Below are 25,203 nucleotides of genomic sequence, written 5' to 3'. Positions count from 1 at the left end.
GGGTATTATCTGCTGGCGTATATTTTCATATAGGAATGTGCTATGAAAGCGAAGCCAACTCGGTGAAACCCGCAGGTCCGAAGCCGCCAGCTTGACAGAAGCCCTTTCCCATCCTTCTAATTTTTTTAAACTGGGCGGAGGTGTTACACTTGAAATTCGTAGTAGCCCTTTTCGTATTTTTCTCCATCAGTCTCCTGTCGCATTTGGCGAAGGCGAATCCGCCCTATAGGTGTGAACCTAATCCGGTCAGCAACGATGCTATAACGTTCGTTCACGGTGATGTCGACGTGTCTTCTTTTTCCGATCCCGGCGAGGGAATTTGCACATTCACGGTTGAGGGGGCACGAAAGGAGGAGCCTTCTACTCGAGACGATGAAGTCCCAATAGCAAACCTGTTGGAAGATGCTATTTCTGGAGACCTCGAGCCGTTAGTTCGTCGCGTATTTCTTGCAAGAATAAATTCCGGTCGGGAATCGAGCGACGTTATCGGTGAGGTTGTAAACCTCCTTAGCGATCAGTCAGATAGTTTGAAGCAATGTGCTGAGGCGGTCAGGGAGAATAATTCATCCCTTTCTGATCCTATTGGAACTTCAGCTGATGGAGGTTTTCTTTACCTAGAGCAGAAAGGCGATAATACTGAAGTTAGATGTGTGGCATATGTTGAAGGAGCACCTAGCTTTGGCCGTTTTACAATCCCGACCCTCCAGTTGTCGGTATCAGTTATTTCGGATGAGACATTTTCTCATATGACAGCTGCTGCGCCCGCACTTCAATGAACGAGGTAAAAAAAGGACAATCAAGGTTGTGGCGGCAACTAAGACGTATACCAAATATTGCATATGGCGCGTTGGTAGGAACGCTAGCCGTAGCTGTTGCTACAGGGACTTTTTACCATGTTAGTGATAGGGTAATAGATAGGCCGTTAACTTCGAACCTCTCCCCGCGTGATGGTCAGATCGGAATTGATCACTTCTTTGATCCATTGCAGAGGAAGCTTGCTCAATATTGTCACGAACCAGCTTGGGTCCGAATTATTGGAGATAAGATATATAATCGCAAGTGCTACAGAATGAAGTTTAATCCTCATTCGTTGCGGGACATTGAGACGCAGAGGGTTCCATTCAAAGAGTCAGGAACATCTGTCGAGCTTCTAGACATATTTGTTGAACGTCACGATGATTGCCTGGCGTATGAATTGGTAGACGATACATTTCAAATTAGAGAAGCGGCAAACTCGACTTTAGAAGTGATTAAGGGAGTTCGCGTTTGCGGGCGTCAATAAAGTTTAGCTGAACCTCAGTTTCCCCACATGCTAGCCGGTTGCTCTGTCTAGCTCTGGAAGGTAGGCGTTGGCCGCGGTCTCCGTCATAGGCAGCGGCGCCTGGGATTCACGCTCCACATCGGTTTGGATACAAGCAAGAGGGATGCAACGGGAGAGCGCCAGCGTCTCCCTTGCCAAGTGGTGTTGCGCCAGCCCGCATGAGGGACGAAGCGGGTCAGACAAACAAACTGCGGGACGCATTTGTCTGACAACACACATCTTGCCCTAACGGATAACCGTCTTAACGGCTCTTTTCAAAGCTTGTCTGCCATACGGTGAACCGCCTCATTACAGGCTTACCCAGGGCGTTGCCGCAGTTGAGAAATTAATTGGGACAAAAGCGGTACAAAGTTATGATGGTCTATGTACTCGATTCTTCCCAAACCAGCCTTTGATGACTTTCTAGCTCTTAGCAAGAGTGCGCGTGCTGAATTGCTTCAGAGGCCTGTCAGTGCCGTCTGCGGAGATAAGGTTGAAATTGAACGCCAGAGGGAAGCCATCCGCGAAACGCTGGCAGTCGCCGATGGTGGTTGGCCGGTTGAGTCACTTTTTTCGCTCAGAAAGATCATTGAAATTGCCATGCCGCTCCACCGAGCCTCTGTTTCTGAATACTATATTCTCTGGGAACTGTTCGAAGCCCTGCGAGAAGACGAGCGGATAAAACCCCTGTCAGAAAAAATGGCTTGGCAGGTCGCTATCTCCGCTGCCGTAAGGGCGATCAATGCCTCTAGCTTTCGCAATAGCTACAATGACAATACCCGGGAAGGCGTGGTTGGCCGATCTTTAATGGCACTGAAGCGCAAGGGATTTGGCTTCGAAATTGACGGACTTGGAGCCAGGCTGACCAAGCCAGCCTATAATAAAGTCTGTGCGAAGATTGAACAGAAGATTTGCCGCGTCGGGGGATTTGACGCGGCGAATGCGCTTTTGAATGTCATGACGAAATCCAGCCGCATCTATGACGGTTCGCTTCTCCATGCGCGGACGCCAGCCCAGATTTACAGGACGGCAGAAGCCGGCACGCCTTGGCATTACATATACACCCTCGCGCTCAAGCATATTGAAGCGAAACCAACGCGAACCAACGCGGAAAAGATTCTTCAGGATATGGAAGAGCTGGCCGGGTTGATGGCTGCCTCCCTGAATGTCGAGCCGCAAAGTTCGTATGAGAATCTATCGCTTTCCGGGCCAGGACTGCCCGGGGCTCTCTATGATACAGTCATATACGATGAGCTTTTTGCTTTCCCGCAATGGCAGCCTCTAGCCGCTGAATTTCTGGGACCGGTCTGGCTTGACCAACTTGAGAGTGCCGGTTGCAATTTTCCGGTAGCGCGTAAAGATCAGTGGGCCGATTTTTTAGCGGGTCTGCTTAGACTCGCACGCTCTGATCAATTGATCCAGGTTCGAAGCTTGGATTTTGTATCTCCTGGCCTAACGGCGGAACAGGCTTTCCAGATGTTGGAAGCGCTTAATGTCGCTGACGGCGCTCTCAATTCAGGCTATATGACGCCTTCCGATAACAAGGCCCGCAACAGCACGTTTTATCCGGTGTTTAGGGCACGGGGGGATGTGTGGGTGGTGCAACCAAAGGCAGTTGTCTCAAGAGCGCTGATAGAGCGCCTTTTTACACTTATGCGACAGCAAGGCGATGCGGAGCTCGGTAACAAATATGGCGTTGCCTTGGAAAGGACCACTGAAGCTATCCTGCGCCATTTTGGGATGGAGCCGACATTCCGGAATGCGGGCTATGCCGGCTCCAGCAGAGGACAAACGTTTGAGGTCGATCTGGTCTACGAAACGCCCGAGCGTATTTTTCTTGTCGAATGTACGAAAAAGCCGCTGACGGCTCCTGCCCGTGGTGGTCATACAATGGCGATCATCAACGACTTGGAAGCAAGTTTCCTTAAACTCGTCCAGCAACTGGCGCATCATGAAGCCAGGTTGAGGTCGGATGGCCGGATTGATTTCGATGACGGCCGCAGCCTCCTCTTGGGAGGACGAAAGATCGAGAAGATCGGGATCAGTCTATTCGATCACGGATCGCTCCAGGATCGGAATATGACCATGTCTCTGATTAATCTCCTTGCCGGCTCGCAGATGACGACGGATCACCCGGAATTTGACGCAATCACTGAAAGGACCAATCGTCGCTTGGAAAAACTAGCCGGCAGCATCAGAGAAATAATCGGTGTCGATGAGAAAAAAGCGGAGCGAGCCTTCTTCAGCTTCGCCATGTCAACATGGTGGCTGAGCATCGACCAGCTTTTCTATCTTTGCGCAAAAGGAGGGGGGCTTTGGCAGGGCCTGCTGAAGCCAAGACATCTCACCAATCGCAGCGGCGATCTCATTGCTGAAATTAGGCGCTTTGAAACCCTGAACCCGGTGGCTCAAGCCCTCCTGGACAATGCGCAAAAGATGGATAATCGCGCGCTCTTATAGACCTTGATTATAAGCAATATAGTCCTCTTAACCGCCCGGTTCTATTGCTGCGGGCGCTGGAGAGGGCATGGTGACGCCGGTGTCGAGACGGTTGGCGGTCGCGCCGGCAAAGCTGTTTTTTATAGCGGGTGCGGCCGATAGATCGGTTTCGGAGACATACTTCATAGCCGAGGCCGGAATGGTTGGCAGTCTGTCAGGCATGGCGTCCGCGATTTCGCTATCAAGCTCTTCCAGGGCTTCGAGTGTCACATCTTCCTCTGCGGCCAGATCGCGACTCTTTTCGATTAGCTCTCTGGCTTCGGCGCTCTGTTCGCGGGCAGCGTCAATATCGGCCTGCGCCTCATGCAGCTGGTCGATTTCTTCATTGGTCCGGTCGATCGCATCGGTATTCGCCAAAAAATCTTCAGCCGTAAATTCACCGGGTGTAATTCCACTTTCGACAAACTCAGTTTCCGTTAGCTGTGCCCCTTGTTCATCAACGGCGTAGGTTCTATCCCGAGACAGGAAGACCCGTCGGCCGTCCTCCAGCACGAAGGCGCTATCCAGCATTGCCTGCTTCTCGGCTTCCAACTGCCCCAGACGTTCAATCTGTTCCATGAGCGCGCGGGCCACCGCCGCGTCGTAGATATCCAGCTTTGCATCATAGTCATCGAGGCCGGCTTCAAAAGCATCCATCCGAGCCTGGAATTGGCGAATTTGCATTGTGGTGGCGAGGGCAATCTCCTGCCCGGCCGCAATCAGATTGTCTTCAGCCTGTTCGGCGACTTCCTCGCGGCGCTGCTGATCCTGCCTGGCCTTGATGAACCATTGACGCTGGCGCAGCAATTCGGACTGATGGCCTTGGCGATTGTCGCGAAAATGACTGCTCAACTGAATCATCTATTCCCCGCATTCCTTGTTCGTCAGGAGATGCAAAATGACGGCGGGAGGCTTGTCGCCGAATTTCTCAAACGAGTTTCTGATCAGGCGCCACCGCTGCTCTGTATCGGTATTCAACCAGTTTTGGATGCACGTCATTGCTGTCTCGTCGGGCTTGTCTGCCAGAAACCTTGCATAGGCCAAGCCCAAAAGAATACCTTGAACGAAGGCGTATTGCTGCTTCGACTCCATTTCGTTGAGTACGAAGTCAGCATCCAGATTGCGCCCGTAGGCGTCAGAAATCGTAATTCCCCCTATCATAGGAAATAGTATGGCGAATAATACTTGATATTTCCTTAATTTTAACGATTGCGTAACCAACATAATCGTTCGGTTTCGCGTTATTTTACTTCATTGTCTCGAATTTGCTATAATATACTTGTATAAATGGCATTTCAATGGGTTAGGCCAATCCGGCTGGCATCCCGGCGATCAGGCCGTCCTGATGGAGAAAGGAACGATTTTGCGGGATTGGCCCCCTCGTTCCGGGGATGCATCAGGCCCTTGGGAAAGTATGAAGAAGGTAGGATATCTGCGGGTCAGCACCGAGGAACAGAAACCGGATCGACAGATCGACGGCCTCAAACCCCTTTGCGATATTCTACATATTGAGCGCTTTTCGGCCGTCGCAAAGAAGCGCCCGGTTTTCGAGCGGGTGATGCGGCAACTGAAGTCCGGTGATACGCTGGTGGTCTGGGACCTGGACCGGGCCTTTCGCAATACAATTGACGCGTTGACCCAGGCGGAAAAACTGCGCGCCCGGGGGGTGGAATTCCAGATCGTGACGCTCGGTGTCGATACGGCAACGGCCGACGGCAAGCTGGTTTATACCGTCCTGGCCGCTTTTGCCGAGCATGAGCGCAACCGGCTGTCAGAGCGAACCAAAGAGGGTCTGCGGGCGGCGGTGAAGCGCGGCAAGAAGCTCGGACGGCCGCCGGCCATGAGCAAACGACAGGCGCTGGCGGCGAAACAGAAACTGGCAAACAAGGAAGCAACGATCGCCGAACTGGCCGCGCTGAACGGGGTGCATCCCTGGACGCTCACCCGCTCGCTCCGGCGGCTGGAAGAGGTGGTCGAAGAATAATCGCGGAGGGGAGATGGTGTGTCCAGCCGGGTGACACAGGACTGCGAGGCCTTCATCTTCTCGGCCAGCTCGGCTTGGGTCAGGCCGGCTGCGCTCCGGGCGCTGATGAACAGCTACGCCAGGGCAAATTCGTCCTCTAAGGCCTGAAACTCGCGCATATAGGCCGGGTCTTCATGCCATCGCTTGAAAACACCTGTTGTTTCAAGGGTGCTGCTCATTTTTCTCATCAAGCCCTCGCCTGATCGCCGGGCGCATCGGCAGGCACGGGAATGCGTTTCAGCCCCTTGGCAGGATTGATCTTGCCATTTCGCAGTTGTGCCAGGTCATAAGCTGACTGCATACGCAGCCAGGTATCGGCGCTGCCGCCGATAACGGCTTCGAGCCGGACTGCCATTTCAGGCGAGATGGCGCTATCGCCCTTGATTACACGGTGAAGCTGGGAGCGCGTAACGCCCAAGGCGTCGGCTCCTTTAGCAACCGAGAGTTTTAGCGCCTCTAAATCGGACTTCACAAGCTCTCCGGGATGGCATGGATTTTTCATCGTCATATATCTTCCTCCTAATGGTAATCTTCAAAATTCACGTCAAAGGCTTCTGCATTGTGAAAGCGAAACACGATGCACCAGGGTCCCCGTACATCGACCGCATATTCGCCTTTGCGGTTGCCTTTTAGACGGTGCAGGCGGAATGTCGGGCGGTTCATATCCTCAAGATCGGAGGCCGCGTCGAGATAGGTCAGAATCTCACGAATACGCCTCACCATTTCCGGCGGCAGTTTGCTGCCATCGTCCTTTTCAAAAAGGCGTTTCAATCCCCTGTGTCGAAAACCTGTTATCATCCAATGCCTTTAACTAACTGCAATAGTCGCATGTCGCGCGACATTTGTCAAGCTGCTTCTCCAGCATGACCCGCGCGAGTGGTTCTTGTATCGCTGCCTCCTTACCCGCAACGAAAAGCAAAACGCCGGCCGGCAATCCCAGTCATCGAATAATCAATGCCGAGGTCGCGGGCGATGGCCTCAAAGTCGAGATAGCATTGAAGCCGATCGGGAATATCGCCGAACAGCCCCTCATCGACAAATTCCCGCGCAAGCTCTAGCAGGCTTTCGATTTCATAAATATCGATATCCAGCGCGTCAGGATCATCGCTATCAAGGTCGAAGGGATAGCCGCCTTCGCCGACCGCAATGATAAAGTGGATTTTCTGATCCTCATCCCAATCATCGGCGAGCTCGAAAAAACGAGCGACATTGCCCTGGCTCAGGCCCATGGCCCCGGCCAGTTCACCGTCAAGCGCTTCACCATCGATGAATTGAATCTCAAATTCTTCGACATAGTTGCCAAAGCGGTCCCGGATATGTTGGGCCTGCAATGAATACTCACTTTCGGTGCGAAAGAAAAATCCTTCGGCGTCGATGTTGTAGGGCTGGGCATAAAGTAAAGGGGGCATGGTCTCCTCGCTGGTCTGGGTTCATTTGTTGCGGAGGCTCCCCACAAAGGAAAACCTCGCGCATGAACCTCTGCCCAGCGGCGAGCGCCCTGATCGGAAATCAGAAACCAGAAGTCTGAATTCAGAAATCTGGCATTTCAGAATTCAGCCGAACACAGGGCGCTGCTACCGTAAGCGAAACGCTCCAAAGCCTCCCCGCTTGCCTGCAAGCGGCGAAGGTCCGACAACACGGGAGGCGGCCGCGTGCGGCCGGCGAATGGAGCGGGCAGGAAGGACGGCAGGCTATTGGATCAGGCGCTTTCGCGGCGGTGTAAGCTGGAAGGAAGGTTCCAGGGCGCGGCCCGGCGCGCCTGAACAACCATGTGCCGACCGCTTCCATGGCGGGAGGCTCCACATACCCTGTCAGGGATCGTCATCCCAATGGACCGAAACTCACCTTCGGGGAGGTTCGGCCGCAGCGTGCAGCGAAGGTAGAGCCCGCCCGTCTGAGGCGGGGACAGCAATACCAATCTTAATGAACAGTAGCCTGGTTAGTAAGATCAACGACCATAGGCAAAACGTGGGGTCCAAGTTTTTTCAAGTTCCGCCTCCTCATCATCTTCTTCATATGGATCATCAGCCAGTTCATCGCTACTCAGGACCGTTAGTGTATATCCGTATTTCCCCAGACCAAGAATTTCTTCATCGAGCTTTATGCCTGCCATTCCATCAAACCAAATTTTCAAATTTGTTTCGGCACATTGCTGCCGCACCGCAAACACGTTTTCGGGGACGCCATTAAAGTTCAACGTCGCACTTTCAGGAAGCGGTGAGCCCTTCCTCAGATAAGATAGCTTACCAAGATTCTTGAAAGCTTCTGACAGGAATGCATAGGCAATTTCGTTACCCTGGCTGACAATTACGGCCATAGGATAAGGGCTGCACTCAGCGGCACGAATGGCGGCCGCTGTGCGCGAGCATTGCGCTTTCTCAGCGAGTTGGATGATCCCCTGCAATCCGATTTGCGTTTCACCTAAAAATTGCCGCGTCAGTCCTGTCGGTAACAAGAGACCGCTCGCGAAATGATCGGCTTCAAGTTCGATTGATGAGTTTTGGGTGAACCCGGCACGGGATAGGTGCGTCCCGCCCTGCTGGATGATTTCCTCGGGATGACCCGGCAAACAGTAATGACCTAGCTCATGGGCAATGCAAAAATTCTCAAAACCAAGATTATCGTACTCGTTTGAGTAGATAAGGGTGGCGTCATTTCCGGCAAAGATTAACGCACCCGATATGCCCTTCACATCCGAGGGCTTAGCTTGAACCGTGATCTCCTTTGATTGGGCAATCGCCAACGGTTCAACGGGAAACTCCCTATAGCCGGCCTCTTCCGCTATTTTTTCGCCAAGTTGACAAGCCATCGTCAGCCGAAATTTGCCCATCGCAAATTCCCTATTTTTTCTTTTCTATCATCGTGTCGATAATATTTTGAATGAAATCACGATCCTTAAAAGAGAGCTTCTCCTCATCGCGAAAAGCAGTTGTCGCCGTTTGCGATCCGAGGAGATAGTCGGCTGAAATCTTTAGTGCCTTGGCAAGCGCTCGCACATTATCGAAAGATGGCTTGCGCCGTCCGGCTTCGAAATGCGCGATCGCCGAAGGTTGCAGGCCGGCAAGGCGCGCAAGTTCTGATTGGCTTAGGGCTCTATCATCACGCACTTTACGAAGTCGGATTGCAAAGCTGGAGGAGGTGGTTGACTCGCTCATGACGAAATCGTATAGTGGGTTATGTTCAAGTCGTCAGCTCCTTCGGGGGCATTTTTATAAATCTGACCTATGACAGATCGTCATAAATGATATGACGATTTGCAAAACAAGTCAAGAATTAGAAGGGAAGAGAAGGATGTCTGGAAAAAATCAACATGTGGTTCCGCACGGTGATAAGTGGGCGGTGCGTGGTGCCGGCAACGATCGTGTCACATCGACACATGACACCCAGGAAGGAGCCCGCCGTGCGGCTCGGCAGATTGCCATTAACCAACAAAGTGAAGTGGTGATCCATCGACCCAATGGGGAAATCCGCGACAAGGATTCGTATGGAAACGATCCGCATCCGCCGAAAGGATGACGCCTGTTATGACGTTGCCGGTTGATCCTCCGTCTTTTCCCGTTCGTCGAATACTCAGTATCGACGGCGGAGGAATTATGGGAGTCCAACCGGCGGCGTTTCTTGCTGCTCTGGAAGAGGATTTGAAACACCCCATCGGGGCATATTTCGATCTGATTTCCGGCACGTCCACTGGTGGCATTCTGGCCATCGGTCTGGCGATGGGCCACTCTGCAAAAGAACTGCTCGATCTTTATACAGACCGAGGCCCGTATATATTTGGGCAGTCGGGCAACCCAACTCTCGGCCGGCTTGCCGATCTATGGCGAAGCGTCCGGCATATTGCGGTTCCCAAACACAATTCCAATCTCTTACGCGCTGAACTCGCACCAGTCTTAAAGGACAAGAAGATTGGTGAAGCCAAAGCCCGACTTCTCGTTCCTGCATGGGATGCTGACCACCGCAGCGTTTACATCTTCAAAACCGCGCATCATCAACGGCTAAAGACAGATTATAAGCGCCTTGCCATTGATGCGGCTATGGCGACGGCAGCGGCTCCTACTTATTTCCGGCGTCACAGAACGGCCGATGATATTGGTTTGTTAGATGGCGGTGTGTGGGCAAACAACCCGATTGCCCTCGCCGTGGTCGAAAGCATCACCCTTTTGGGTTGGCCGCCGGAAAGTTTGCGCATCTTAAGCCTCGGATGTGTGAATGAAATATACACGCTAGGAGAAGCCCCTGGCCGGGGCGGTTTAATCCGCGATATCAGCCGCCTTTTTATGGATGGTCAATCGCGCGGCGCGCTCGGCATGGCAAAACTTATTACCGGTCATGAGCACGAACGTCAGGCGATTTTCCGATGCTGTCCGGACGTGCCGAAGAACCTCTTCAGCTTGGATGACACCCGCAAAATTCAGCAATTGCGGGGGCTGGGAAATGCGTCGGCACGCAAAGAGCGGCCGCGTCTCGAGCCAGTCTTTTTCTCGACCATAGCCGATGCATTTGAACCCATCTACAGGCTTAAGGAGGCTGGAGAATGAATGAGACAAGTCAATTCCAGATACCGGACCATATCCGGCTTCGAAAGTCCGAACTTTATTCCATCCTTGATGATATTTGTTTGGATCTCGAACCGACGACCACGCAATCGGAATCTGCTGAAACAAGCTATGAAACGGTGGCGGGATGGCTTTCGCAATCCGAGCATGACGCGCTGCAACAAATTGATGTCTACGCACACGGATCGATGGCCTTGGGTACAACGGTGAGGCCGTTGGGCCAGAAAGAGTTTGATGTCGATCTCATCTGCCTGTCGCGTCGATACCCGTCCCACGGGTCTCCGGCAGAGCTCAAGAAAATCGTCGGCGATAGGCTGCGCGACCATGATTATTACGCATCCATTCTCGAAGAGAAAAAGCGCTGCTGGCGGCTGAACTATGCCGGTCAGTATCATCTCGATATTTCGCCTACGATTACCAATTTCACTTGCGACAATGGCGGCGAGCTGGTCCCTGACAAGAAGCTCGAAGAGTGGAAGCCGACTAATCCAAGGGGCTATAGGCGCCTTTTTGAGCATCGTGCCAATCTTCTCCCTCGGATGAAGATACAGGAGAGAATCGCGGCATCGCAGGATCATGCCAATATAGAGCCGTACCCTGTTCATACTGGCCCAAAAGGAATTCTTCGCCGCATTGTGCAGCTTCTGAAGCGTCACCGTGACGTAGCGTTTGAAGAAGTTACAAAAGATATTGCGCCGATTTCAATCATTATCACGACACTGGCAGCCCGTTCTTACGAGTTCTGTGTAAATACCTTTACCTTCGATACTGAGTTGGATGTGCTGGTGGCAACGATTCGGTTGATGCCACACTTTATTGAACGGCCGTATGTCGATGGCAGGCGCATGTACGTTGTTCCGAATGAGACGACCGCTGGCGAGAACTTCGCTGAACGCTGGAACACCGAACCTGAGCGCGCGAGGGCTTTTTATCGGTGGCATGCCAAGGCCCTCTCGGATTTTGAAAAACTGGAGCAACTGCAAGGCCTGGATGTCGTGACGATGAGTATTGGGGAGAGCCTTGGGTCCCGGGTTGTTGGACGCGTTATGGATGCAAGGACGGAAAATATCTCCAATGCCCGCAATAAGAAGATGCTCTATATGGCTCCAGCCGTTGGCTTGAGTTTGACGAAAACCGCAGAGGCCACTCCAGTGCCCGGCAACACATTTTTTGGTGACTGAGAATGGGACGTCATGTCGGTAAACCTGATTTGATGCCGCCGCACCAGTTTCTCTTCCTGCGCGCCAATCCAATATGTACCGGGGAGGGAAAGTTGACCCCTACCGGTTTGCATTGGGAGTACCGAACGAGCCCTAGCCCTTTGAGCCGTGAATATGTTGTCCGGATCGAGTTCGAGCGCGGTAACATACCAAGGGTGATGATAAAGGAGCCGGACATTGAGCTCTTAGCACAGGGTCGGGAGTTGCCGCATATTTATCACGACCCGACGCGGCTGTGCCTCTATCTTCCGAAATCTCAAGAATGGGCGGGATGGATGCGTATCGATCAAACCTTCGTTCCGTGGACGGCCATTTGGCTCTACTATTTCGAGGAGTGGCTGGTTTCAGGGGAATGGAAAGGGGGCGGTGAGCATCCTTCAGCGGATGATGACGAGAAGCCTAACCGTCACGTTCGCCGCGCCAGCAATAGATGCTGGTAATCCGGCCCGAGCTACGGCTCCCTTCGGCGGAAGGATGCGGGGCCTGGCACCATATCGGCAACCCGTTCGGCAGAAGTTTCAGGGTCTTCGCTTTCCCCTGTTTCCCTGAAGCGGAACATCTGGTCGATAACTGGTTGGCAGCCGGTAAGGATTGCTACGTCCAATGGATCGCGGCCCCAGCGGTCTTTCAGGGAAATATCAATTTCAGCCTGGGTCAGCAGATATGTCGTCATGCTGTAATTGCCTCGGACGGCTGCATGATGCAGGGCAGTTAGGCCGTGGATGCGATCCTGTTCGTTAATATTCTTTCCGTTTTCTAATGCAGCGCGTACTTCGGAAATATCGTTATGCATTGCGCCGCGAATAATATCTGCGTTCACTCCTTTAAAACCTGAATCCTTTCTAACATTTTTCTTTAATGGATGTCTGGTCATATTACGATATTCCAACGAAAACTGTCAATAAATTCATCAAGTTCCCGATCCTCGGCTCTGACGAAATCTACGGTATGATGTTCAGGGTATAGATATATCCGATCTCGACCTGTTTCATCCTTGTCGTCGGGCTTAACGGCGCTCAAGGATATAACGGAATCATTTATCAGTTTCATTTGTTTGGGATCACCTGCCCCAGAAACGCCTTTGCGAAGGATGAAGTGTTCACTGACATTTCCGTCGGTTACTCGCTTGAGATGAAGCCTCACGATGTTGCCGGTGGTACAAAAACCGCTTGCCCGCTCGACATTCCAGTCTTCTGTTGTCCCGAAACCGTTTTGAGGCCAATGAAAGAGATGGCAGATCAGGAAGTGGTGGCCGGAGACACGATCAATGGATAGACAGTAATCCAGAGCGTTGTGGGTTCCGGTATAACAACCGGCCAGCAGAGTAGAAAGTATCGATGGCGGCCGGCCCTTGCCTTGCTTCCATTCCCCCGTTCCCTCGCTACGCAGGGATCGGTCAGGAGGGTCATAAAAATCCATAAAGGCGCTGCCGATGCGCTCAGTTTGCCCGATCCCACTTAAGGCCCTGGCCCCGGCGAAATCTTCGCGCGCCAGGGTTTCCGGGTGGGTCAGGAAATCATAGACGAAGCCGAATTTGATATCGCTGATAACGCTGCGCCCGCCGGCCCAGTGCTCCAGGTCCTGCCGAACCAAAAGCCCTTCATCGAGATCGAGGGTGCGGCCAATCTCCTTGCTGATAGTCTGCCATTTCCGGCCGGTCCGAAGGCTGTAGTCCTGCAATATTTTCAGAGCCCTGTTCTTGGTGAACAAGGTAAATGACCGGCGGTTACTCGGCCGGCCTGCCGGTTGCTGCATAACATGTTGCAATCTGTTGCATTCCCAAAGTTACGGCGCGTCTCCATTTGGTGATCAGGCAAGAGAACCTGACAATGGAGATAAGCAGTGTTGCATAACCAGGAACAGATTCAAGCGCTCGAATACAGAACCAGGCGCAAGGGTGTGGGGCTTGAAGCGGCGCTGCTGATCATCAGCGGGGTTGCGACAGCGATGATCGCGACGATCGCGATGGCGGCCCTGTTGCCGGGAACCGGTGTCTGGGCCTGGCTCAAGATCGGGCTGATCGGCGTCATGGCCGGCGTCGTTTCCTATGCTGTGAATCGCTTTGCCATTGATCGCGGCGCGCCTCTTGCGGCAACCGGATATGTAAGCGCCGGCCTGGCGAGCGTCGGCACTATCCTGTTCGTCGGAGCGGGCCTGTTTGCCTCGACCTTTGCCGGCCTGACGCTGGCATCGGTCGATGAGCTGCGCTTGCAACAATATGGCCGTGAACTCACGCGCTATGTCGGCAGTGTCAATGAGGGGACCTCCCAGGCGACGCGCACGCTTCCTGTTATTCGTGCCGTAGCAAGCGATCTGCGTGGCAAGGTGGATTGCGAAATCCGTTCCGCCTGCCTGTCAGGGCGCGAAGGCGGGCGCGGACCCGTGACGAAAGCCCTGGAAATCGTCGCGGCCCGTGCCGATCAGATTGCCGCGACCCTGGGCCAGGGCGATCAGGAGCGCAGGGCGATCATCGAGCGTCTGAATGATCTGCTTGGGGAGTATCAAGGGGTTCTGGGGGATAGCAACCGGTCGCTGGACGCGCGCCGCGCCGAGTTGATCGGGATCGATGCGAAAATCGATCAGGCTCTGAGCGATCTGGCGGAAGCCATGCCGACGACATTGCTTCAAGCATATGTCGGCGAACTTCAGGCGGGCATCTCGATTGTTGATCGTCCGAATGCCACCAATGCGGCGAACCGCGTTCTGGCTGGTCACGGGCGGACCCTGGCCGCCGTCCTTGAGACCCTGGAAATATCCGAAACGGTTCGCCCGAGCTTTCCGCCCGAGGCCGGGGTGTCGTCCACCTTCGCCTATCTCGGGCACTTCCTGCCCATTGCCGCGATCACGGCTGTTGTCGAACTGATCCTGCCGTTGGCGCTGTGGGTCTATGCCTTCATCGGCATCGCCTGGGAGAAGGAGCTGCGTGTCAAGCAGGCGGCGCAAAGGAATCTTGCAAAACCCGAGGCCGCGAGGGCGGAGGCTGCGCAGCCCGAGGAAGCTGCCAAAGACAACGCCAATGTCACGCGGCTGGAAACGACTGGGAAGAATGGCGGAGGCCGGCGTTCGCGCCGCTCGGGCCGTCATGGGGGCGCTGCCGCCTCAGCTAAGAAGGAGGGTGCGTGATGTTGGATATCAGCAATCTTCCAGTGACCGGCGGCGTGATTGTTGGCGCTCTGGTCTATGGCGCGATCAGCCTGTCTGCCACGGGTCCCCTCGTAGGTGAGCGCCTGATCGAAAAAACCGGCTGGCAGCAGCAATGCCAGGCAAGGCTGATCAGGGAACTTGAGCGGAACCAAACACCACCTGACTTCGTCCCGAAGCTGGATTGCTCTTCCGTCTTCGGATTGTTCGGCCGCGAAGGTCGGCAGCTCTGTCAGACTTACGGCAATTTCGAGCTGCCGCTTTTCGATCAACTGAACGCGCATCAGCAACAATTGGCGGAAGCCAACAGGAAGCGTCTGGAAAATAGTGCGGCAAAGACGTCCAGCCGCTGCGCCTGCGCCGAAGCGTTTGTCCTGGAAAAGCGCCGGACGGATTTTGCGCTTCATGCCGGATCGTTGCGCTTGATCGAACCAGCGCCGGTCACGGCCCTCGATCACGAACTCAATACCGCGCTTCACACTCCGGCCTGCGCGCTCAAGGAATAAACAAGATGATTTTCGGCTCTATTCAGATCGAAGAGGCGGCGTTGATCACGCACCGCGACAGCTACCGCTTAAGCGATATTTCCGTCGTCTCCGTGCGCCGTCCTTTCATGGCCCCGGCATTCATGATCGGCGGCGGATTGAGTGGCTTCGGCCATATGTTTGCCGATCTGCTCTATCCGGGCGAATTGCTCGGCCTGGTGATCGGCGGGCTCAGCCTTGTCGCTGCGGGCAGCATGGCCGGCCAGCTCAAGCTGCTCTCGCGGGACTTGCGCGGCAGCGAACTGATCGACGCGCTCTGGGGCAGCTATTCGCACCTGAACCGCATTCGCTCACAAATCGTCGCCGCAATTCGTTTGAGCCGTCCCGGGGCAGAGTCTCCTGTCGGAATGGGAGCCGGATCATGACGCGGCGTCCCTCTTCCCTGGGTGCGATTATAGGCATCAATGCCAGGCTCTTCTGGGCGTTCAGTCTTTGCGTCATTGCCTGGTTTACCTGGCCGACCTCGATGAAATGGTGGGGCTTTGGCATCATTTCGGTCTGCGCCGCCCTTTCGGCCTTGGGCCTTCTAATCGAAGCGATCCGGGCGGCGAGCAAACTCTATCTGCGGGATAAAGCGCTCGCTGAATTCGAAGCGCAGGGAGCCAAACCAAAGACCGCCCGTGTGGCCGGAGACGATTCCTTAGAAAAAGCGGGGATGCGGTGATGTTTGCCGGACTGAAACGCAGGCCAAAACCGAATGCTTCACCTGCCAGGGTGGGCCGCCGGCTGCTGGGTTTGAGCTTTGACGGCCGGCCGATCTTTGAACCCAGGCCTTCGCATTCTCTGCTGCTGGCGGCGGCCGGGGGCGGCAAGACCACCTGCGGCGCGCTGCCCTGGCTGCTTTCCATGCTGGCCGATGGAAGCCGCGCGATTGTGGTCATGGATTCCAAGGATGGCGAGATCGCCGCCCAGGCTGCCGCTCTTTGCGCCAGGGCCGGGCGGAAGGTCGCGATCCTCGATGATTTTGCGGTGCTTGAGGGCATCTGGGGAGAGGCCAATCCCTACCGCATTGCCCTGGCTCCGTTCGGCGGCTTGATCGCCGCCCATGAGCGGGGACAAGACGAAATGATCTTCGCCAGCGACAGCGCCAATCACGCGCTGATTGAGGAACCTGCCGGCGATGCCAAGAACCAGTATTGGCGCGATGAGCCGCGCACGATTCTGGAATACGCGCAAGCCACCCTTTTGAACCGCAATCCGGCCCTGGCGATCCCCGGCGCGATCTGGTCGCTGATTGCGGATACCGAAATGCTGAGCAATGCGGCGCGCATCGATATCGAGGAGGGCAATGAGACCCTGGCTACGCTCGCCCGGCTGGTTTTGGAGATGCAGGGCAATGAGGAGCATTTTCCGCAGCACCGGGCGGCCGCGCTTAAAGCCTTGCGTATCTTCGGTGCGGGTTCGCCCTTGCACCGCGCCGGCAGCGGCGCGGACACCACGCATCTGGAGCTTCTAAGGCAAAGGGCCGTCATCTTTATTGTCGGTCCGCAACGGCACATGGAACGGCTGGGACCGTACTATGCGCTGCATTTGCAAAGCTTCATGGATGCGATTTTAGGAGGCTCAATGACCAGGGGGGCCGGCGCGGTCGATCTGATCCTGGATGAGTTCACCAATGCACCCTTGAAGGAACTCGTCTCGCGTCTGACCACCATGCGCGGCTATGGCGGACGCGCGCATATGATCGCGCAATCGCGCTCAGAAATTCAGCGCCGTTACGGCGAGAAAGAAACGCTCACCATCGAAGAAAATGGGGTGGTCAAGCAGTGGTTCGGTTTTTCTTCTTTCGAAGAAGCCGAGCGTGTCTCCAAAGCGATGGGCGAAGCACAGAATGTCGCTCATTCGGTAAGCGTCAGCTCCGGAAATCAGGATTTGTCCAGCAGCCTGCAAACCGGACGCGAACGGCTCTACACGCCGGACGAGTTGATGTGCCTGCCCGGCGATGAACAGATCATTCACGTCAAGGATGTCGGCTTCATTCACGCGAAGAAAATCCGTCAGAATGAAATCGCTCCCTGGTGCTTTGATCTGGGCGACAATCCGCTCGAAGGCGCGCGTCTCACGCCCGATCCGAAGCTCACCTTAGGCACAGGCGATCAGGGGGCGAAACGATGAAGGTACGTCTTATCCGCCCGGCATACTTTATCTGGGTGCTTTTGCCGATAGCGCTTTATGGGGCTTTCCTCACCTTCGGCCTGCCACACATGATCTGGTCCTATAGCTGGCGTGATGAAGGCCAGGGGTATGACCCCTTTGCTGCGCGTCATTATACGAGCTGCACTTATGCCGGCCCTTACGGCGTCTTCAAGCGGCCGGCAAACGCCGGAAAATGCCCATGGCTCATCTTCCGTAAGGATCAAAAAGGCACCGGCCTCGATCTTTCGCACATCCAAGGCTGGTCTGGGGGAGGGCGGGAACATGGCTGAGAGTCTGGGACTTCAGATCAAACGCAGCTTTGAACTGGCCGCCCTTACCCGCGAAGCGAAGATCATCCTCTCTGCCAGGGGATGGCGGGACTATCAGCTGCTGGACAAACACTTTGCGGCGCAACGGCGGGATTTGGAGCGCAACTATGCATCCGAATATCAAAGCCGCGTCGAGACGGTAAGAAAGAGGCTGATCGATGGGCGCGCCGCCAAAACGAAGGAGTTTAAACACCGCTTCCTTGGCAGCGATCGGTTCGATGCGAACGCGCTTCTTCGCCAGGCCCACCGCCAGGTGCGCACGCACCATGCCGGCCAGCTTCAGGGACTGGAAAAACGCGAACTGGGAGCGAAGGCGGCTTTCCTTGAACAACAGCGCCGGCTCGGGCGGACGCGCGGAAAAGCGCAAGCCTCCTTTGCAAAGGTTGCCCGCAACAACCCCGATCGTTCCCCAAGCTCAGACAGGCCCAGAACGCGGGCACGACAACGCCGATAAGATAAAACTATGTAATAATATGACAAATACAAACAAAACAAAGAAACTATATAATGAAAATACTTGTGGACAACTTTCACCTATTGACATATTCTGTTCTTGTTTTGTTCACTAACCAACCAAAGGAGAAAGACCATGAACAATTACTATGAACCTCACGAATCGAGCCGCCTCGCCGAGGCCCGGGAGAGCTTTTCAGGCCGCTTGCTGACCGATGGTCAGTTCAATGAAGCCGTGGCGATCACCGGCATCATCGAAGCCGAAATCTACAAGTCGGGCACCTTCAAGGAGAAGCTGGCCGATTATGCCTATGCGTTTGCCCGGACGGAAAGCTTCGATGTGGTCAAGGCGGAAACGATCCTGCGCGATCTCTACAAAGCGCGCACCGGTCAGACCATGAACCAGCTGCGCGAAAGCCTGATGGACCGGGAGAGCGGAATCGATGAAAGCGCTGACGAACTGGCGAAGGAAGCCACCCGCAATATCCACGCCATGATCAAGGACGGCGACAAGATGCCGTTCCACCGTGCCTATGACAGCCAGGCCGGCATGATGGCGGGCGAGCTTGGTATTACCCAGACCGCGGCCAGACGCATCATGTGCGACGTTTTCCGCGAAGAAGCGGACGGCGAACTCTACGACTGGGGCAGGGAACTGGAAGAGAAATACTACCGGCCTCAGATCGAGGCGGAGAAGGCCGAACGTCGGGGGCGTCAGGACCAGTCCCGGGGACGAAAGCGCTCCAACACAGAAGGAAGCCTGCGGCAGGCGCATGGCAGCGCATCGCGCGACAAAAACCGCCCGCGCTCACGCGCCCGACAACCTGCCTAAGAGAAAGACGAAGCCATGACGATGATGAAAGAACCGGAAATAGAAAACGACCTGACAATAATCGATCGCGGCGTGGGATCGGGTGAGCGCCCCAGGATGGTCACGCTCACCCTGGATACGGCGCTGTACCAGAAATTCCTCGATGATTCCGATCTGTCGGATGCCCAGAAGAAGGAATTTCTCGAAACGCTCTGGACCATCATCGTCGGCTTTGTCGATCTGGGCTTCGGCGTCCATCCGCTGCAACAGGCAGATGCGGATTTAGGGTCCGATGGCTGTGGGCAGGAGCTTGATTTGTCGAGCCTGATGGCCTCTGACGTGGTAAGCTCGAAGAAAGCTTTATCGAAAAATCAATTTGCACAAGCTGCGGATCGCGGAAAGCCCGATCGTGCGGAAAGGAAGGAGATATGACACAAAAAGACACATCCATAGAATCGGAAAAGGCGGCGCTCATTTATTGCCGCGTCTCATCGAAACGGCAGAAAGATCAGGGCAGCGGTTTGGATTCACAGGAGCATCGCTGCCGCGAATATGCGGCGGGCAAAGGATTGCATGTCGAAGCGGTCTTTCCCGATGATATCAGTGGCGGCGGCGATTTCATGAAGCGGCCCGGCATGGTCGCGCTGCTGGCTTATTTGAGCGCCCAGACGGATAAGCGATACGTCGTCATCTTTGACGACCTGAAGCGTTTCGCTCGCGATACTGAATTTCATATCAAGCTGCGCCGTGAACTCAGCGACCGCAATGCCAGCGTCGAGTGCCTGAATTTTAAATTCGAGGACACGCCGGAAGGCAAATTTATCGAGACCGTCTTCGCCGCGCACGGCGAACTGGAACGCCAGCAAAATGGCCGGCAGGTCGTCCAGAAGATGAAGGCCCGTGTCGAGCAAGGCTTCTGGGTGTTTCAGGCACCCTTCGGCTACCGCTACGAAAAATCAAAACGCGGCGGCAAGGAACTGGTACGTGACGAACCGGTGGCCTCGGTTATTGCTGAAGCACTGGAAGGTTATGCCAGCGGACGCTTTGCCACCCAGGTAGAGGTGCAGCGCTTCCTGGAAAGCCAGCCTTCCTTTCCCAAGGATTTTCCCGACGGCACGATACGTCCCTGGAAGGCGACCCGGCTGCTCACCCGTCCGGTCTATGCCGGCTATGTCCACGCGCCGATGTGGGGGGGCTCCTTACGCAAAGGGCAGCATGAAGGATTGATCAGTTACCGGACGTTTGAGAAGATCAGGCAGCGCTTGGAGCAGGGCGTCTATGCCCCGGCGCGCAAAGACATGCGTGATGACTTTATCCTGCGGGGCGCCGTTCAGTGCGCCGAATGCGAAACGCCCCTGACCTCCAGTTGGTCGAAAAGCAAGACCGGAAAGAAGCATCCCTATTACCGCTGCTACAACAAGGGTTGTAACAGCTATGGTAAGTCCATCCGCCGGGCCGAAATTGAAAGTGAATTTGAAACGCTGCTGCAATCGCTCGAACCCGAAGCAGGGCTGTTTGAAATTAGCCGCGCCATGTTCGCCCAGGCATGGGATCAAAGGTTGGCACAGACCAGTGAAATCCTGGCCGGCCTGAAAAAGCAGATGGCCGATGCCGATAAGCAGGTCGCCCGGCTGTTAGAGCGCATTGTCGAAACCGACAACCCCTCAGTCATATCTGCCTATGAGAAGAAGATTGAAAGGCTGGAACAAAGTAAGCTCATCACGGCTGAAAAAGTCCAGAAACAAAGCCGGCCGAAGCATAGCTTCGAGGAAATGTTTGAACTCGCCCTTGGCTTTCTCTCAAACCCTTGGAAACTATGGGATTCCGGCAACATGCACTTGCGTAAAATGGTGCTCAGACTGGCCTTTACTGACCGTCTTTCCTACCACCGCGAAAAAGGGTTTTTGAACCCCAAAAAGTCCTTGCCGTTCAAAATGTTAGAGGGGATTTCCCTGCCGGGAAAGCAAATGGTGCTGCCGGAGAGATTCGAACTCTCGGCCTCTCCCTTACCAAGGGAGTGCTCTACCCCTGAGCTACGGCAGCATCCCGCGCGGTCGGTCGACCGCCATTGGCGGCGCGCGAACGCGGCGGGTATTGCCATAACGCCCCTGCCTTGGCAAGCAGCCGAAGACGCAAAATAACCGGCAGCCTGAATTGGCCGGTATGGAAAGGGTCGCGGACGTGTCGGAGAAGGACAGAAAAGAACGGCTGGCCGAACAGCTTCGCGCAAACATTCGGCGCCGCAAGGCCCAGTCCCACGCCTCGCGGGGCGGCAAGGCCGACCGGCGAAGCGGCCTTCCGGCGGCCGAAGATGGCCACGCTACCGCGAAGGAGGGGACCGTTTCACCACGTCCGAAGGGCGATTCTTGAACGTCTCCCAAACATCGTCTAGAGGAACGCGCTTGTCTTGACCTGACGCAAACCGCGCGGGCGGGCCGTCAGCTACCGTCGATTGCAAGGGACGCATCGCATCATTTTGGGGTTTTTATGGATCGTATTCGCATAGTGGGCGGCAAGCCGCTGATCGGCACCATTCCGATTTCCGGCGCAAAGAACGCGGCGCTGCCGCTGATGATCGCATCACTGCTGACCGACGATACGCTGACGCTGGAAAATGTGCCCTATCTCGACGATGTCGATCAACTGATCCGCATTCTCGGCAATCATGGCGTCGACTATTCGGTCACCGGCAAGCGCCGCGGCCAGGATGAAAATTACGCCCGCAACATCCACTTCACCGCCCGCAACATCGTCGACACCACCGCGCCTTACGAGCTGGTTTCAAAAATGCGGGCCAGCTTCTGGGTCGTCGGCCCGCTTCTGGCGCGCACCGGCCGGGCGCGTGTCTCATTGCCGGGTGGTTGCGCCATCGGCACACGCCCGGTCGATTTGTTCATAGACGGGCTGCACCATCTTGGCGCGGAGATCGAGGTCGATGGCGGCTATGTCAACGCAAAAGCCGAGGGTGGACTGAAGGGCGGACGCTATGTCTTTCCGAAAGTGTCGGTCGGGGCCACCCATGTGCTGATGATGGCGGCGACGCTGACCAAGGGCACGACCGAGCTGGAAAACGCCGCGCGCGAACCGGAGGTCGTCAATCTGGCCGAATGCCTGATTGCCATGGGCGCGAAGATTTCCGGCCACGGAACGTCCACCATCATCATCGAGGGCGTCGATCAGCTGTCCGGCGCGCGCCATGCGGTCGTGGCGGATCGCATCGAGACCGGGACCTACGCCATGGCCGTCGCGATGACGGGCGGCGATGTGCTGCTGGCCGGCGCGAAGGCCGATCTTCTGCAGGCGGCGCTGGAAAAGATCCGCGAGAGCGGCGCGGACGTCATCGAGGAGGCGGGCGGTATTCGCGTGCGCAAGAATGGCGCCGAGATCAATCCGGTTGATGTGACGACCGAAGTCTTTCCCGGGTTCCCGACCGATCTGCAGGCGCAGTTCATGGGGCTGATGACGCGCTCGACCGGAACATCGCGCATCGTCGAGACGATCTTCGAAAACCGCTTCATGCATGTGCAGGAGCTGGCGCGGCTCGGTGCCCATATCAGCCTCTCGGGTCAGTCCGCCGTGGTCGAGGGTGTGCCGGTGCTTCGTGGCGCGCCCGTGATGGCGACCGATCTGCGCGCGTCATCGGCGCTTATTATCGCAGGTTTGGCAGCCGAGGGTACCACCGAGGTCAATCGCGTCTACCATTTGGACCGTGGCTTCGAGCGACTGGAGGCAAAGCTCGCAGGCTGCGGCGCCGAGATCGAGCGTGTGGCCGACTGAGACCGGCCGGATCGTCGATAGACGACTGGACTTGGCGAGATCGGGGACAATGTTGAACCGTGAGCGCCCGATGCGCATATGGAAGGTCTTATGGAAGCCCTGAAACTCGCCGCCTTCGATACGGACGACCTGGTGGTGGTCTCCGCCCATTGTCAGGATGCGCTCGCCAAGCCCGTCGAGGCATCCTTCGACAAGCGCACCCGGACATTCGTTCTGCCGATCCGCCGCTACGCCTGGGAGAAGAAGCGCCGCTTCTTCGGCCGGGGTGAGCGGCGTCTTGCAGCCCTCTCCATCGGTGCGGTCTCCGCCGTTCGCTCCAGCAATATCGACCAGGCAGCCGATGAGGCGGTGCTGAACCTCCTTGCCATCCGTTTCACGCCCAGTGAAGCGGAAGACGATCCCGGCGGCACTGTCGAACTGGTCTTCTCCGCCGACGCCACGATCGCGCTCGATGTCGAGTGTATCGAACTGCGCCTTGCCGATCTGGGCGCGGCATGGCAGACGGAGAACCGGCCGGCTCACAAACTGTAGGGCGGCCGCTTCGCCTTCAGTGACAGCCGGTTCAGGCCGGGTAGGGAAAATCAAAGCCAGTCATGGCCATCACGCTTTCGACCGCCGCATCCGATTTCGAGGACCGTTTCGCAGCCCTTCTGGGGATGAAGCGCGAAGCTTCGGAAGATGTCGATCGGACGGTGGCCGACATCATTGCGGGTATAAAGACCGGCGGCGACGAAGCGCTCATAGACTATACGCGCCGGTTCGACCGGTTCGAAGTCGCATCGACCGCCGGCCTCGCCTTCAACGAAGACGAGATCGACGCCGCGTTCGACGAGGTGCCGCCTGCGACCATCGAGGCCTTGACCCTCGCGCGCGACCGCATTCGCTCCCATCATGAGCGGCAACGGCCGAAGGATGACAGCTATACCGATGCGCTGGGCGTCGAACTCGGCAGTCGTTGGACGGCGATAGAGGCTGTCGGGCTGTACGTGCCGGGCGGCACGGCCTCCTACCCTTCCTCCGTTCTGATGAATGCGGTACCGGCGGCTGTGGCAGGCGTCGAACGCATTGCCATGGTGGTGCCGACGCCCGATGCCGCCGTCAATCCGCTGGTGCTGGTCGCGGCGCGGCTGGCCGGGGTGAGCGAAATCTACCGCGTCGGCGGAGCGCAGGCCGTGGCGGCGCTTGCCTATGGCACCGAAACGATTGCGCCGGTTTCCAAGATCGTCGGCCCCGGAAACGCCTATGTCGCAGCCGCCAAGCGGCGCGTCTTCGGCACGGTCGGAATCGACATGATCGCCGGGCCGTCGGAAGTGCTGGTTCTGGCCGATGGCGACAATAATCCCGATTGGATCGCGGCCGATCTTCTGGCTCAGGCCGAGCATGACGCGGCGGCGCAATCCATTCTGGTGACGGATGACGAAGCGTTCGGCGAAGCGGTGATGGCGGCTGTCGAGCGGCAGCTTGTGACGTTGCCGCGCACCGCCATCGCGCGGGCCTCCTGGGACGATTTCGGCGCGGTCATCCTGGTCGAGAATTTCGATGCCGCCCTGCCGCTGGTGAACCGGGTCGCCGCCGAACATCTGGAACTCGCCTTCGAGGGTGCCGACGACTACGCTGCCAAGGTCCGCAATGCGGGCGCGATCTTTATCGGCGCGCATACGCCCGAAGTGATCGGCGATTATGTCGGCGGCTCGAACCACGTTCTTCCGACCGCACGCTCGGCCCGGTTCTCGTCGGGTCTGGGCGTACTGGATTACATGAAGCGCACCAGCATATTGAAATGCGGCCCCGAGCAGCTCCGCGCGCTCGGCCCGGCGGCGATCGCGCTGGCCGAGGCGGAAGGTTTGGGAGCCCATGCGCGTTCGGTCGCCATTCGCATGAATGCCGGAGGCAGCGATGGCTGAACGGCAGAACGCCCGCCTGATCGATGTGGTGCTCGATGAATCGATCGGTCGCTCCACGCCCGATGTGGAGCATGAGCGCGAGGTCGCCATTTTTGATCTGATCGAGGAGAACAGCTTCCAGCCGGTTGGCGACGAGGGTGGCGGCCCCTACAAGCTGCGCTTGGGTGTACGCGACAACAAGCTGATTTTCGAGATTTCGCGCGAGAATGGCGATGCCGTGGTCACGAATATTCTGTCGCTTACGCCGTTTCGTCGGATCGTCAAAGAGTATTTCATGATATGCGAAAGCTATTACGAGGCGATCCGCACCGCGTCTTCCGCACAGATCGAGGCGATCGATATGGGGCGGCGCGGGCTTCACAATGAAGGCAGCCAGACCCTGCAGGACCGGTTGGCCGGTAAGATAGAAATCGATTTCGATACGGCGCGGCGTTTGTTCACGTTGGTTTGCGTTCTGCACTGGCGTGGTTAAAAGCCTCGTTCAGCGATAGACGAACTGCCGGCGAGGGGCTGTTTCCTTCTGCCGGCTC

Annotated in this window: 29 protein-coding genes, 1 tRNA gene and 1 pseudogene; 20 read left to right on the top strand and 11 right to left on the bottom strand. The window is 56.1% G+C overall.

Going from position 1 to position 25,203, the window contains the following annotated elements; genetic code table 11:
- The first annotated feature begins 149 nt into the window (after positions 1 to 149).
- Both B7H23_RS15795 and B7H23_RS01360 read left to right on the top strand, forming a co-directional pair.
- The gene (locus B7H23_RS15795; RefSeq protein ID WP_143534704.1) at positions 150 to 776 is read left to right on the top strand and encodes a hypothetical protein; all 627 of its coding nucleotides are present in this window, start codon (positions 150 to 152) and stop codon (positions 774 to 776) included.
- A 908-nt stretch (positions 777 to 1,684) separates the two neighbouring features.
- Positions 1,685 to 3,760: a hypothetical protein gene (locus B7H23_RS01360; RefSeq protein ID WP_094075616.1), complete on the top strand. Its 2,076-nt coding sequence runs from the start codon at positions 1,685 to 1,687 to the stop codon at positions 3,758 to 3,760.
- 27 nt (positions 3,761 to 3,787) lie between these two features.
- On the opposite strand, the gene B7H23_RS01355 is transcribed toward B7H23_RS01360, so the two are convergent.
- Positions 3,788 to 4,639: a hypothetical protein gene (locus B7H23_RS01355; protein WP_094075615.1), complete on the bottom strand. Its 852-nt coding sequence runs from the start codon at positions 4,637 to 4,639 to the stop codon at positions 3,788 to 3,790.
- Complete coding sequence (locus B7H23_RS01350) at positions 4,640 to 5,002, bottom strand: hypothetical protein (protein ID WP_094075614.1); 363 nt, start codon at positions 5,000 to 5,002, stop codon at positions 4,640 to 4,642. It lies immediately after the preceding gene.
- 190 nt (positions 5,003 to 5,192) lie between these two features.
- On the opposite strand from B7H23_RS01350, the gene B7H23_RS01345 reads away from it, so the two are divergent.
- The gene (locus B7H23_RS01345; RefSeq protein ID WP_094075613.1) at positions 5,193 to 5,762 is read left to right on the top strand and encodes a recombinase family protein; all 570 of its coding nucleotides are present in this window, start codon (positions 5,193 to 5,195) and stop codon (positions 5,760 to 5,762) included.
- A 226-nt stretch (positions 5,763 to 5,988) separates the two neighbouring features.
- On the opposite strand, the gene B7H23_RS01340 is transcribed toward B7H23_RS01345, so the two are convergent.
- The 5 genes from B7H23_RS01340 to B7H23_RS01320 all read right to left on the bottom strand — a co-directional run bounded on the left by B7H23_RS01340 (position 5,989) and on the right by B7H23_RS01320 (position 8,956).
- Positions 5,989 to 6,309, bottom strand: a complete 321-nt coding sequence (locus B7H23_RS01340; RefSeq protein WP_094075612.1) for a HigA family addiction module antitoxin — start codon at positions 6,307 to 6,309, stop codon at positions 5,989 to 5,991.
- An 11-nt stretch (positions 6,310 to 6,320) separates the two neighbouring features.
- The gene (locus tag B7H23_RS01335; RefSeq protein ID WP_094075611.1) at positions 6,321 to 6,599 is read right to left on the bottom strand and encodes a type II toxin-antitoxin system RelE/ParE family toxin; all 279 of its coding nucleotides are present in this window, start codon (positions 6,597 to 6,599) and stop codon (positions 6,321 to 6,323) included.
- Positions 6,600 to 6,700: 101 nt separating this feature from the next.
- Entirely contained in the window at positions 6,701 to 7,210 is a 510-nt protein-coding gene (locus tag B7H23_RS01330; protein WP_094075610.1) for an antirestriction protein ArdA, read from the bottom strand.
- Positions 7,211 to 7,749: 539 nt separating this feature from the next.
- On the bottom strand, positions 7,750 to 8,631 hold the full coding sequence (locus tag B7H23_RS01325) for an ImmA/IrrE family metallo-endopeptidase (protein WP_094075609.1): 882 nt from the start codon (positions 8,629 to 8,631) through the stop codon (positions 7,750 to 7,752).
- 10 nt (positions 8,632 to 8,641) lie between these two features.
- Positions 8,642 to 8,956, bottom strand: a complete 315-nt coding sequence (locus tag B7H23_RS01320) for a helix-turn-helix domain-containing protein (RefSeq protein WP_094075608.1) — start codon at positions 8,954 to 8,956, stop codon at positions 8,642 to 8,644.
- A gap of 136 nt (positions 8,957 to 9,092) precedes the next feature.
- Between B7H23_RS01320 and B7H23_RS01315 the strand changes: the two genes are divergently transcribed.
- The 4 genes from B7H23_RS01315 to B7H23_RS01300 are packed head-to-tail and all read left to right on the top strand — an operon-like array spanning position 9,093 to position 12,017.
- Positions 9,093 to 9,317, top strand: coding sequence for a DUF2188 domain-containing protein (locus B7H23_RS01315; RefSeq protein WP_094075607.1), 225 nt, complete (start codon positions 9,093 to 9,095; stop codon positions 9,315 to 9,317).
- An 8-nt stretch (positions 9,318 to 9,325) separates the two neighbouring features.
- Positions 9,326 to 10,339: a CBASS cGAMP-activated phospholipase gene (locus B7H23_RS01310; protein WP_240534934.1), complete on the top strand. Its 1,014-nt coding sequence runs from the start codon at positions 9,326 to 9,328 to the stop codon at positions 10,337 to 10,339.
- Entirely contained in the window at positions 10,336 to 11,538 is a 1,203-nt protein-coding gene (locus tag B7H23_RS01305; RefSeq protein WP_094075605.1) for a nucleotidyltransferase domain-containing protein, read from the top strand. Before B7H23_RS01310 ends, B7H23_RS01305 begins: the two co-directional genes overlap by 4 nt.
- Positions 11,539 to 11,540: 2 nt before the next feature.
- Positions 11,541 to 12,017, top strand: a complete 477-nt coding sequence (locus tag B7H23_RS01300) for a type II CBASS E2 protein (RefSeq protein ID WP_094075604.1) — start codon at positions 11,541 to 11,543, stop codon at positions 12,015 to 12,017.
- Positions 12,018 to 12,028: 11 nt separating this feature from the next.
- On the opposite strand, the gene B7H23_RS01295 is transcribed toward B7H23_RS01300, so the two are convergent.
- Positions 12,029 to 12,451 (bottom strand): ankyrin repeat domain-containing protein, encoded by a 423-nt coding sequence (locus B7H23_RS01295; protein ID WP_094075603.1) that lies wholly within the window; start codon positions 12,449 to 12,451, stop codon positions 12,029 to 12,031.
- Complete coding sequence (locus tag B7H23_RS01290; protein WP_143534703.1) at positions 12,448 to 13,287, bottom strand: hypothetical protein; 840 nt, start codon at positions 13,285 to 13,287, stop codon at positions 12,448 to 12,450. The genes B7H23_RS01295 and B7H23_RS01290 overlap by 4 nt, the downstream gene beginning before the upstream one ends.
- 132 nt (positions 13,288 to 13,419) lie before the next feature.
- On the opposite strand from B7H23_RS01290, the gene B7H23_RS01285 reads away from it, so the two are divergent.
- A complete protein-coding gene (locus B7H23_RS01285; protein WP_143534702.1) occupies positions 13,420 to 14,700 on the top strand; it encodes a hypothetical protein in 1,281 nt (426 codons plus the stop codon).
- Here the strand turns inward: B7H23_RS01285 and B7H23_RS16135 are convergent.
- Positions 14,658 to 15,197 (bottom strand): hypothetical protein, encoded by a 540-nt coding sequence (locus B7H23_RS16135; RefSeq protein ID WP_206608837.1) that lies wholly within the window; start codon positions 15,195 to 15,197, stop codon positions 14,658 to 14,660. The genes B7H23_RS01285 and B7H23_RS16135 overlap by 43 nt on opposite strands.
- Before the next feature lie 68 nt (positions 15,198 to 15,265).
- On the opposite strand from B7H23_RS16135, the gene B7H23_RS01275 reads away from it, so the two are divergent.
- The 8 genes and pseudogenes from B7H23_RS01275 to B7H23_RS16300 form a co-directional block, all read left to right on the top strand.
- A complete protein-coding gene (locus B7H23_RS01275; RefSeq protein ID WP_143534700.1) occupies positions 15,266 to 15,628 on the top strand; it encodes a hypothetical protein in 363 nt (120 codons plus the stop codon).
- Positions 15,625 to 15,927: a hypothetical protein gene (locus B7H23_RS01270; protein ID WP_094075598.1), complete on the top strand. Its 303-nt coding sequence runs from the start codon at positions 15,625 to 15,627 to the stop codon at positions 15,925 to 15,927. Before B7H23_RS01275 ends, B7H23_RS01270 begins: the two co-directional genes overlap by 4 nt.
- A 71-nt stretch (positions 15,928 to 15,998) precedes the next feature.
- Positions 15,999 to 17,378 (top strand): type IV secretory system conjugative DNA transfer family protein, encoded by a 1,380-nt coding sequence (locus tag B7H23_RS01265; protein ID WP_240534932.1) that lies wholly within the window; start codon positions 15,999 to 16,001, stop codon positions 17,376 to 17,378.
- Complete coding sequence (locus B7H23_RS01260; protein WP_094075596.1) at positions 17,375 to 17,689, top strand: hypothetical protein; 315 nt, start codon at positions 17,375 to 17,377, stop codon at positions 17,687 to 17,689. Before B7H23_RS01265 ends, B7H23_RS01260 begins: the two co-directional genes overlap by 4 nt.
- Entirely contained in the window at positions 17,682 to 18,182 is a 501-nt protein-coding gene (locus B7H23_RS01255) for a hypothetical protein (RefSeq protein WP_094075595.1), read from the top strand. Before B7H23_RS01260 ends, B7H23_RS01255 begins: the two co-directional genes overlap by 8 nt.
- Positions 18,183 to 18,317: 135 nt before the next feature.
- Positions 18,318 to 19,013, top strand: a complete 696-nt coding sequence (locus tag B7H23_RS01250; protein ID WP_094075594.1) for a hypothetical protein — start codon at positions 18,318 to 18,320, stop codon at positions 19,011 to 19,013.
- Positions 19,014 to 19,028: 15 nt separating this feature from the next.
- Positions 19,029 to 19,424, top strand: a complete 396-nt coding sequence (locus B7H23_RS01245; RefSeq protein ID WP_094075593.1) for a hypothetical protein — start codon at positions 19,029 to 19,031, stop codon at positions 19,422 to 19,424.
- Positions 19,421 to 20,416 (top strand): annotated as a pseudogene (locus tag B7H23_RS16300) (recombinase family protein); the annotation flags it as partial. The gene B7H23_RS01245 and the pseudogene B7H23_RS16300, both read left to right, overlap by 4 nt.
- Before the next feature lie 544 nt (positions 20,417 to 20,960).
- Here the strand turns inward: B7H23_RS16300 and B7H23_RS01235 are convergent.
- Positions 20,961 to 21,035: transfer RNA gene (locus tag B7H23_RS01235), tRNA-Thr, on the bottom strand.
- 444 nt (positions 21,036 to 21,479) lie between these two features.
- Here B7H23_RS01235 and murA point away from each other — a divergent pair.
- The 4 genes from murA to B7H23_RS01210 all read left to right on the top strand — a co-directional run bounded on the left by murA (position 21,480) and on the right by B7H23_RS01210 (position 25,145).
- Positions 21,480 to 22,769: a UDP-N-acetylglucosamine 1-carboxyvinyltransferase gene (gene murA / locus B7H23_RS01225; protein WP_094075591.1), complete on the top strand. Its 1,290-nt coding sequence runs from the start codon at positions 21,480 to 21,482 to the stop codon at positions 22,767 to 22,769.
- Between the two features lie 90 nt (positions 22,770 to 22,859).
- Positions 22,860 to 23,300, top strand: a complete 441-nt coding sequence (locus B7H23_RS01220) for a DUF2948 family protein (RefSeq protein ID WP_094076794.1) — start codon at positions 22,860 to 22,862, stop codon at positions 23,298 to 23,300.
- A 62-nt stretch (positions 23,301 to 23,362) separates the two neighbouring features.
- Positions 23,363 to 24,673, top strand: coding sequence for a histidinol dehydrogenase (hisD, locus tag B7H23_RS01215; protein WP_094075590.1), 1,311 nt, complete (start codon positions 23,363 to 23,365; stop codon positions 24,671 to 24,673).
- On the top strand, positions 24,666 to 25,145 hold the full coding sequence (locus B7H23_RS01210) for a UPF0262 family protein (RefSeq protein WP_094075589.1): 480 nt from the start codon (positions 24,666 to 24,668) through the stop codon (positions 25,143 to 25,145). Before hisD ends, B7H23_RS01210 begins: the two co-directional genes overlap by 8 nt.
- Positions 25,146 to 25,203 lie beyond the last annotated feature (58 nt).

The organism is Notoacmeibacter marinus (genome assembly GCF_002238045.1).
GTDB lineage: Bacteria > Pseudomonadota > Alphaproteobacteria > Rhizobiales > Rhizobiaceae > Notoacmeibacter > Notoacmeibacter marinus.
This window is presented reverse-complemented; position numbering and strand designations above follow the sequence as displayed.

Excerpts from the sequence above, each read along its gene's own strand:
- B7H23_RS01360 (WP_094075616.1), top strand. The coding sequence starts at position 1,685 with ATGTACTCGATTCTTCCCAAACCAGCCTTTGATGACTTTCTAGCTCTT.
- B7H23_RS01355 (WP_094075615.1), bottom strand. The coding sequence starts at position 4,639 with ATGATTCAGTTGAGCAGTCATTTTCGCGACAATCGCCAAGGCCATCAG.
- B7H23_RS01350 (WP_094075614.1), bottom strand. The coding sequence starts at position 5,002 with ATGTTGGTTACGCAATCGTTAAAATTAAGGAAATATCAAGTATTATTC.
- B7H23_RS01345 (WP_094075613.1), top strand. The coding sequence starts at position 5,193 with ATGAAGAAGGTAGGATATCTGCGGGTCAGCACCGAGGAACAGAAACCG.
- B7H23_RS01340 (WP_094075612.1), bottom strand. The coding sequence starts at position 6,309 with ATGACGATGAAAAATCCATGCCATCCCGGAGAGCTTGTGAAGTCCGAT.
- B7H23_RS01335 (WP_094075611.1), bottom strand. The coding sequence starts at position 6,599 with ATGATAACAGGTTTTCGACACAGGGGATTGAAACGCCTTTTTGAAAAG.
- B7H23_RS01330 (WP_094075610.1), bottom strand. The coding sequence starts at position 7,210 with ATGCCCCCTTTACTTTATGCCCAGCCCTACAACATCGACGCCGAAGGA.
- B7H23_RS01325 (WP_094075609.1), bottom strand. The coding sequence starts at position 8,631 with ATGGGCAAATTTCGGCTGACGATGGCTTGTCAACTTGGCGAAAAAATA.
- B7H23_RS01320 (WP_094075608.1), bottom strand. The coding sequence starts at position 8,956 with ATGAGCGAGTCAACCACCTCCTCCAGCTTTGCAATCCGACTTCGTAAA.
- B7H23_RS01315 (WP_094075607.1), top strand. The coding sequence starts at position 9,093 with ATGTCTGGAAAAAATCAACATGTGGTTCCGCACGGTGATAAGTGGGCG.
- B7H23_RS01310 (WP_240534934.1), top strand. The coding sequence starts at position 9,326 with ATGACGTTGCCGGTTGATCCTCCGTCTTTTCCCGTTCGTCGAATACTC.
- B7H23_RS01305 (WP_094075605.1), top strand. The coding sequence starts at position 10,336 with ATGAATGAGACAAGTCAATTCCAGATACCGGACCATATCCGGCTTCGA.
- B7H23_RS01300 (WP_094075604.1), top strand. The coding sequence starts at position 11,541 with ATGGGACGTCATGTCGGTAAACCTGATTTGATGCCGCCGCACCAGTTT.
- B7H23_RS01295 (WP_094075603.1), bottom strand. The coding sequence starts at position 12,451 with ATGACCAGACATCCATTAAAGAAAAATGTTAGAAAGGATTCAGGTTTT.
- B7H23_RS01270 (WP_094075598.1), top strand. The coding sequence starts at position 15,625 with ATGACGCGGCGTCCCTCTTCCCTGGGTGCGATTATAGGCATCAATGCC.
- B7H23_RS01260 (WP_094075596.1), top strand. The coding sequence starts at position 17,375 with ATGAAGGTACGTCTTATCCGCCCGGCATACTTTATCTGGGTGCTTTTG.
- B7H23_RS01255 (WP_094075595.1), top strand. The coding sequence starts at position 17,682 with ATGGCTGAGAGTCTGGGACTTCAGATCAAACGCAGCTTTGAACTGGCC.
- B7H23_RS01250 (WP_094075594.1), top strand. The coding sequence starts at position 18,318 with ATGAACAATTACTATGAACCTCACGAATCGAGCCGCCTCGCCGAGGCC.
- B7H23_RS01245 (WP_094075593.1), top strand. The coding sequence starts at position 19,029 with ATGACGATGATGAAAGAACCGGAAATAGAAAACGACCTGACAATAATC.
- murA (WP_094075591.1), top strand. The coding sequence starts at position 21,480 with ATGGATCGTATTCGCATAGTGGGCGGCAAGCCGCTGATCGGCACCATT.
- B7H23_RS01220 (WP_094076794.1), top strand. The coding sequence starts at position 22,860 with ATGGAAGCCCTGAAACTCGCCGCCTTCGATACGGACGACCTGGTGGTG.
- hisD (WP_094075590.1), top strand. The coding sequence starts at position 23,363 with ATGGCCATCACGCTTTCGACCGCCGCATCCGATTTCGAGGACCGTTTC.
- B7H23_RS01210 (WP_094075589.1), top strand. The coding sequence starts at position 24,666 with ATGGCTGAACGGCAGAACGCCCGCCTGATCGATGTGGTGCTCGATGAA.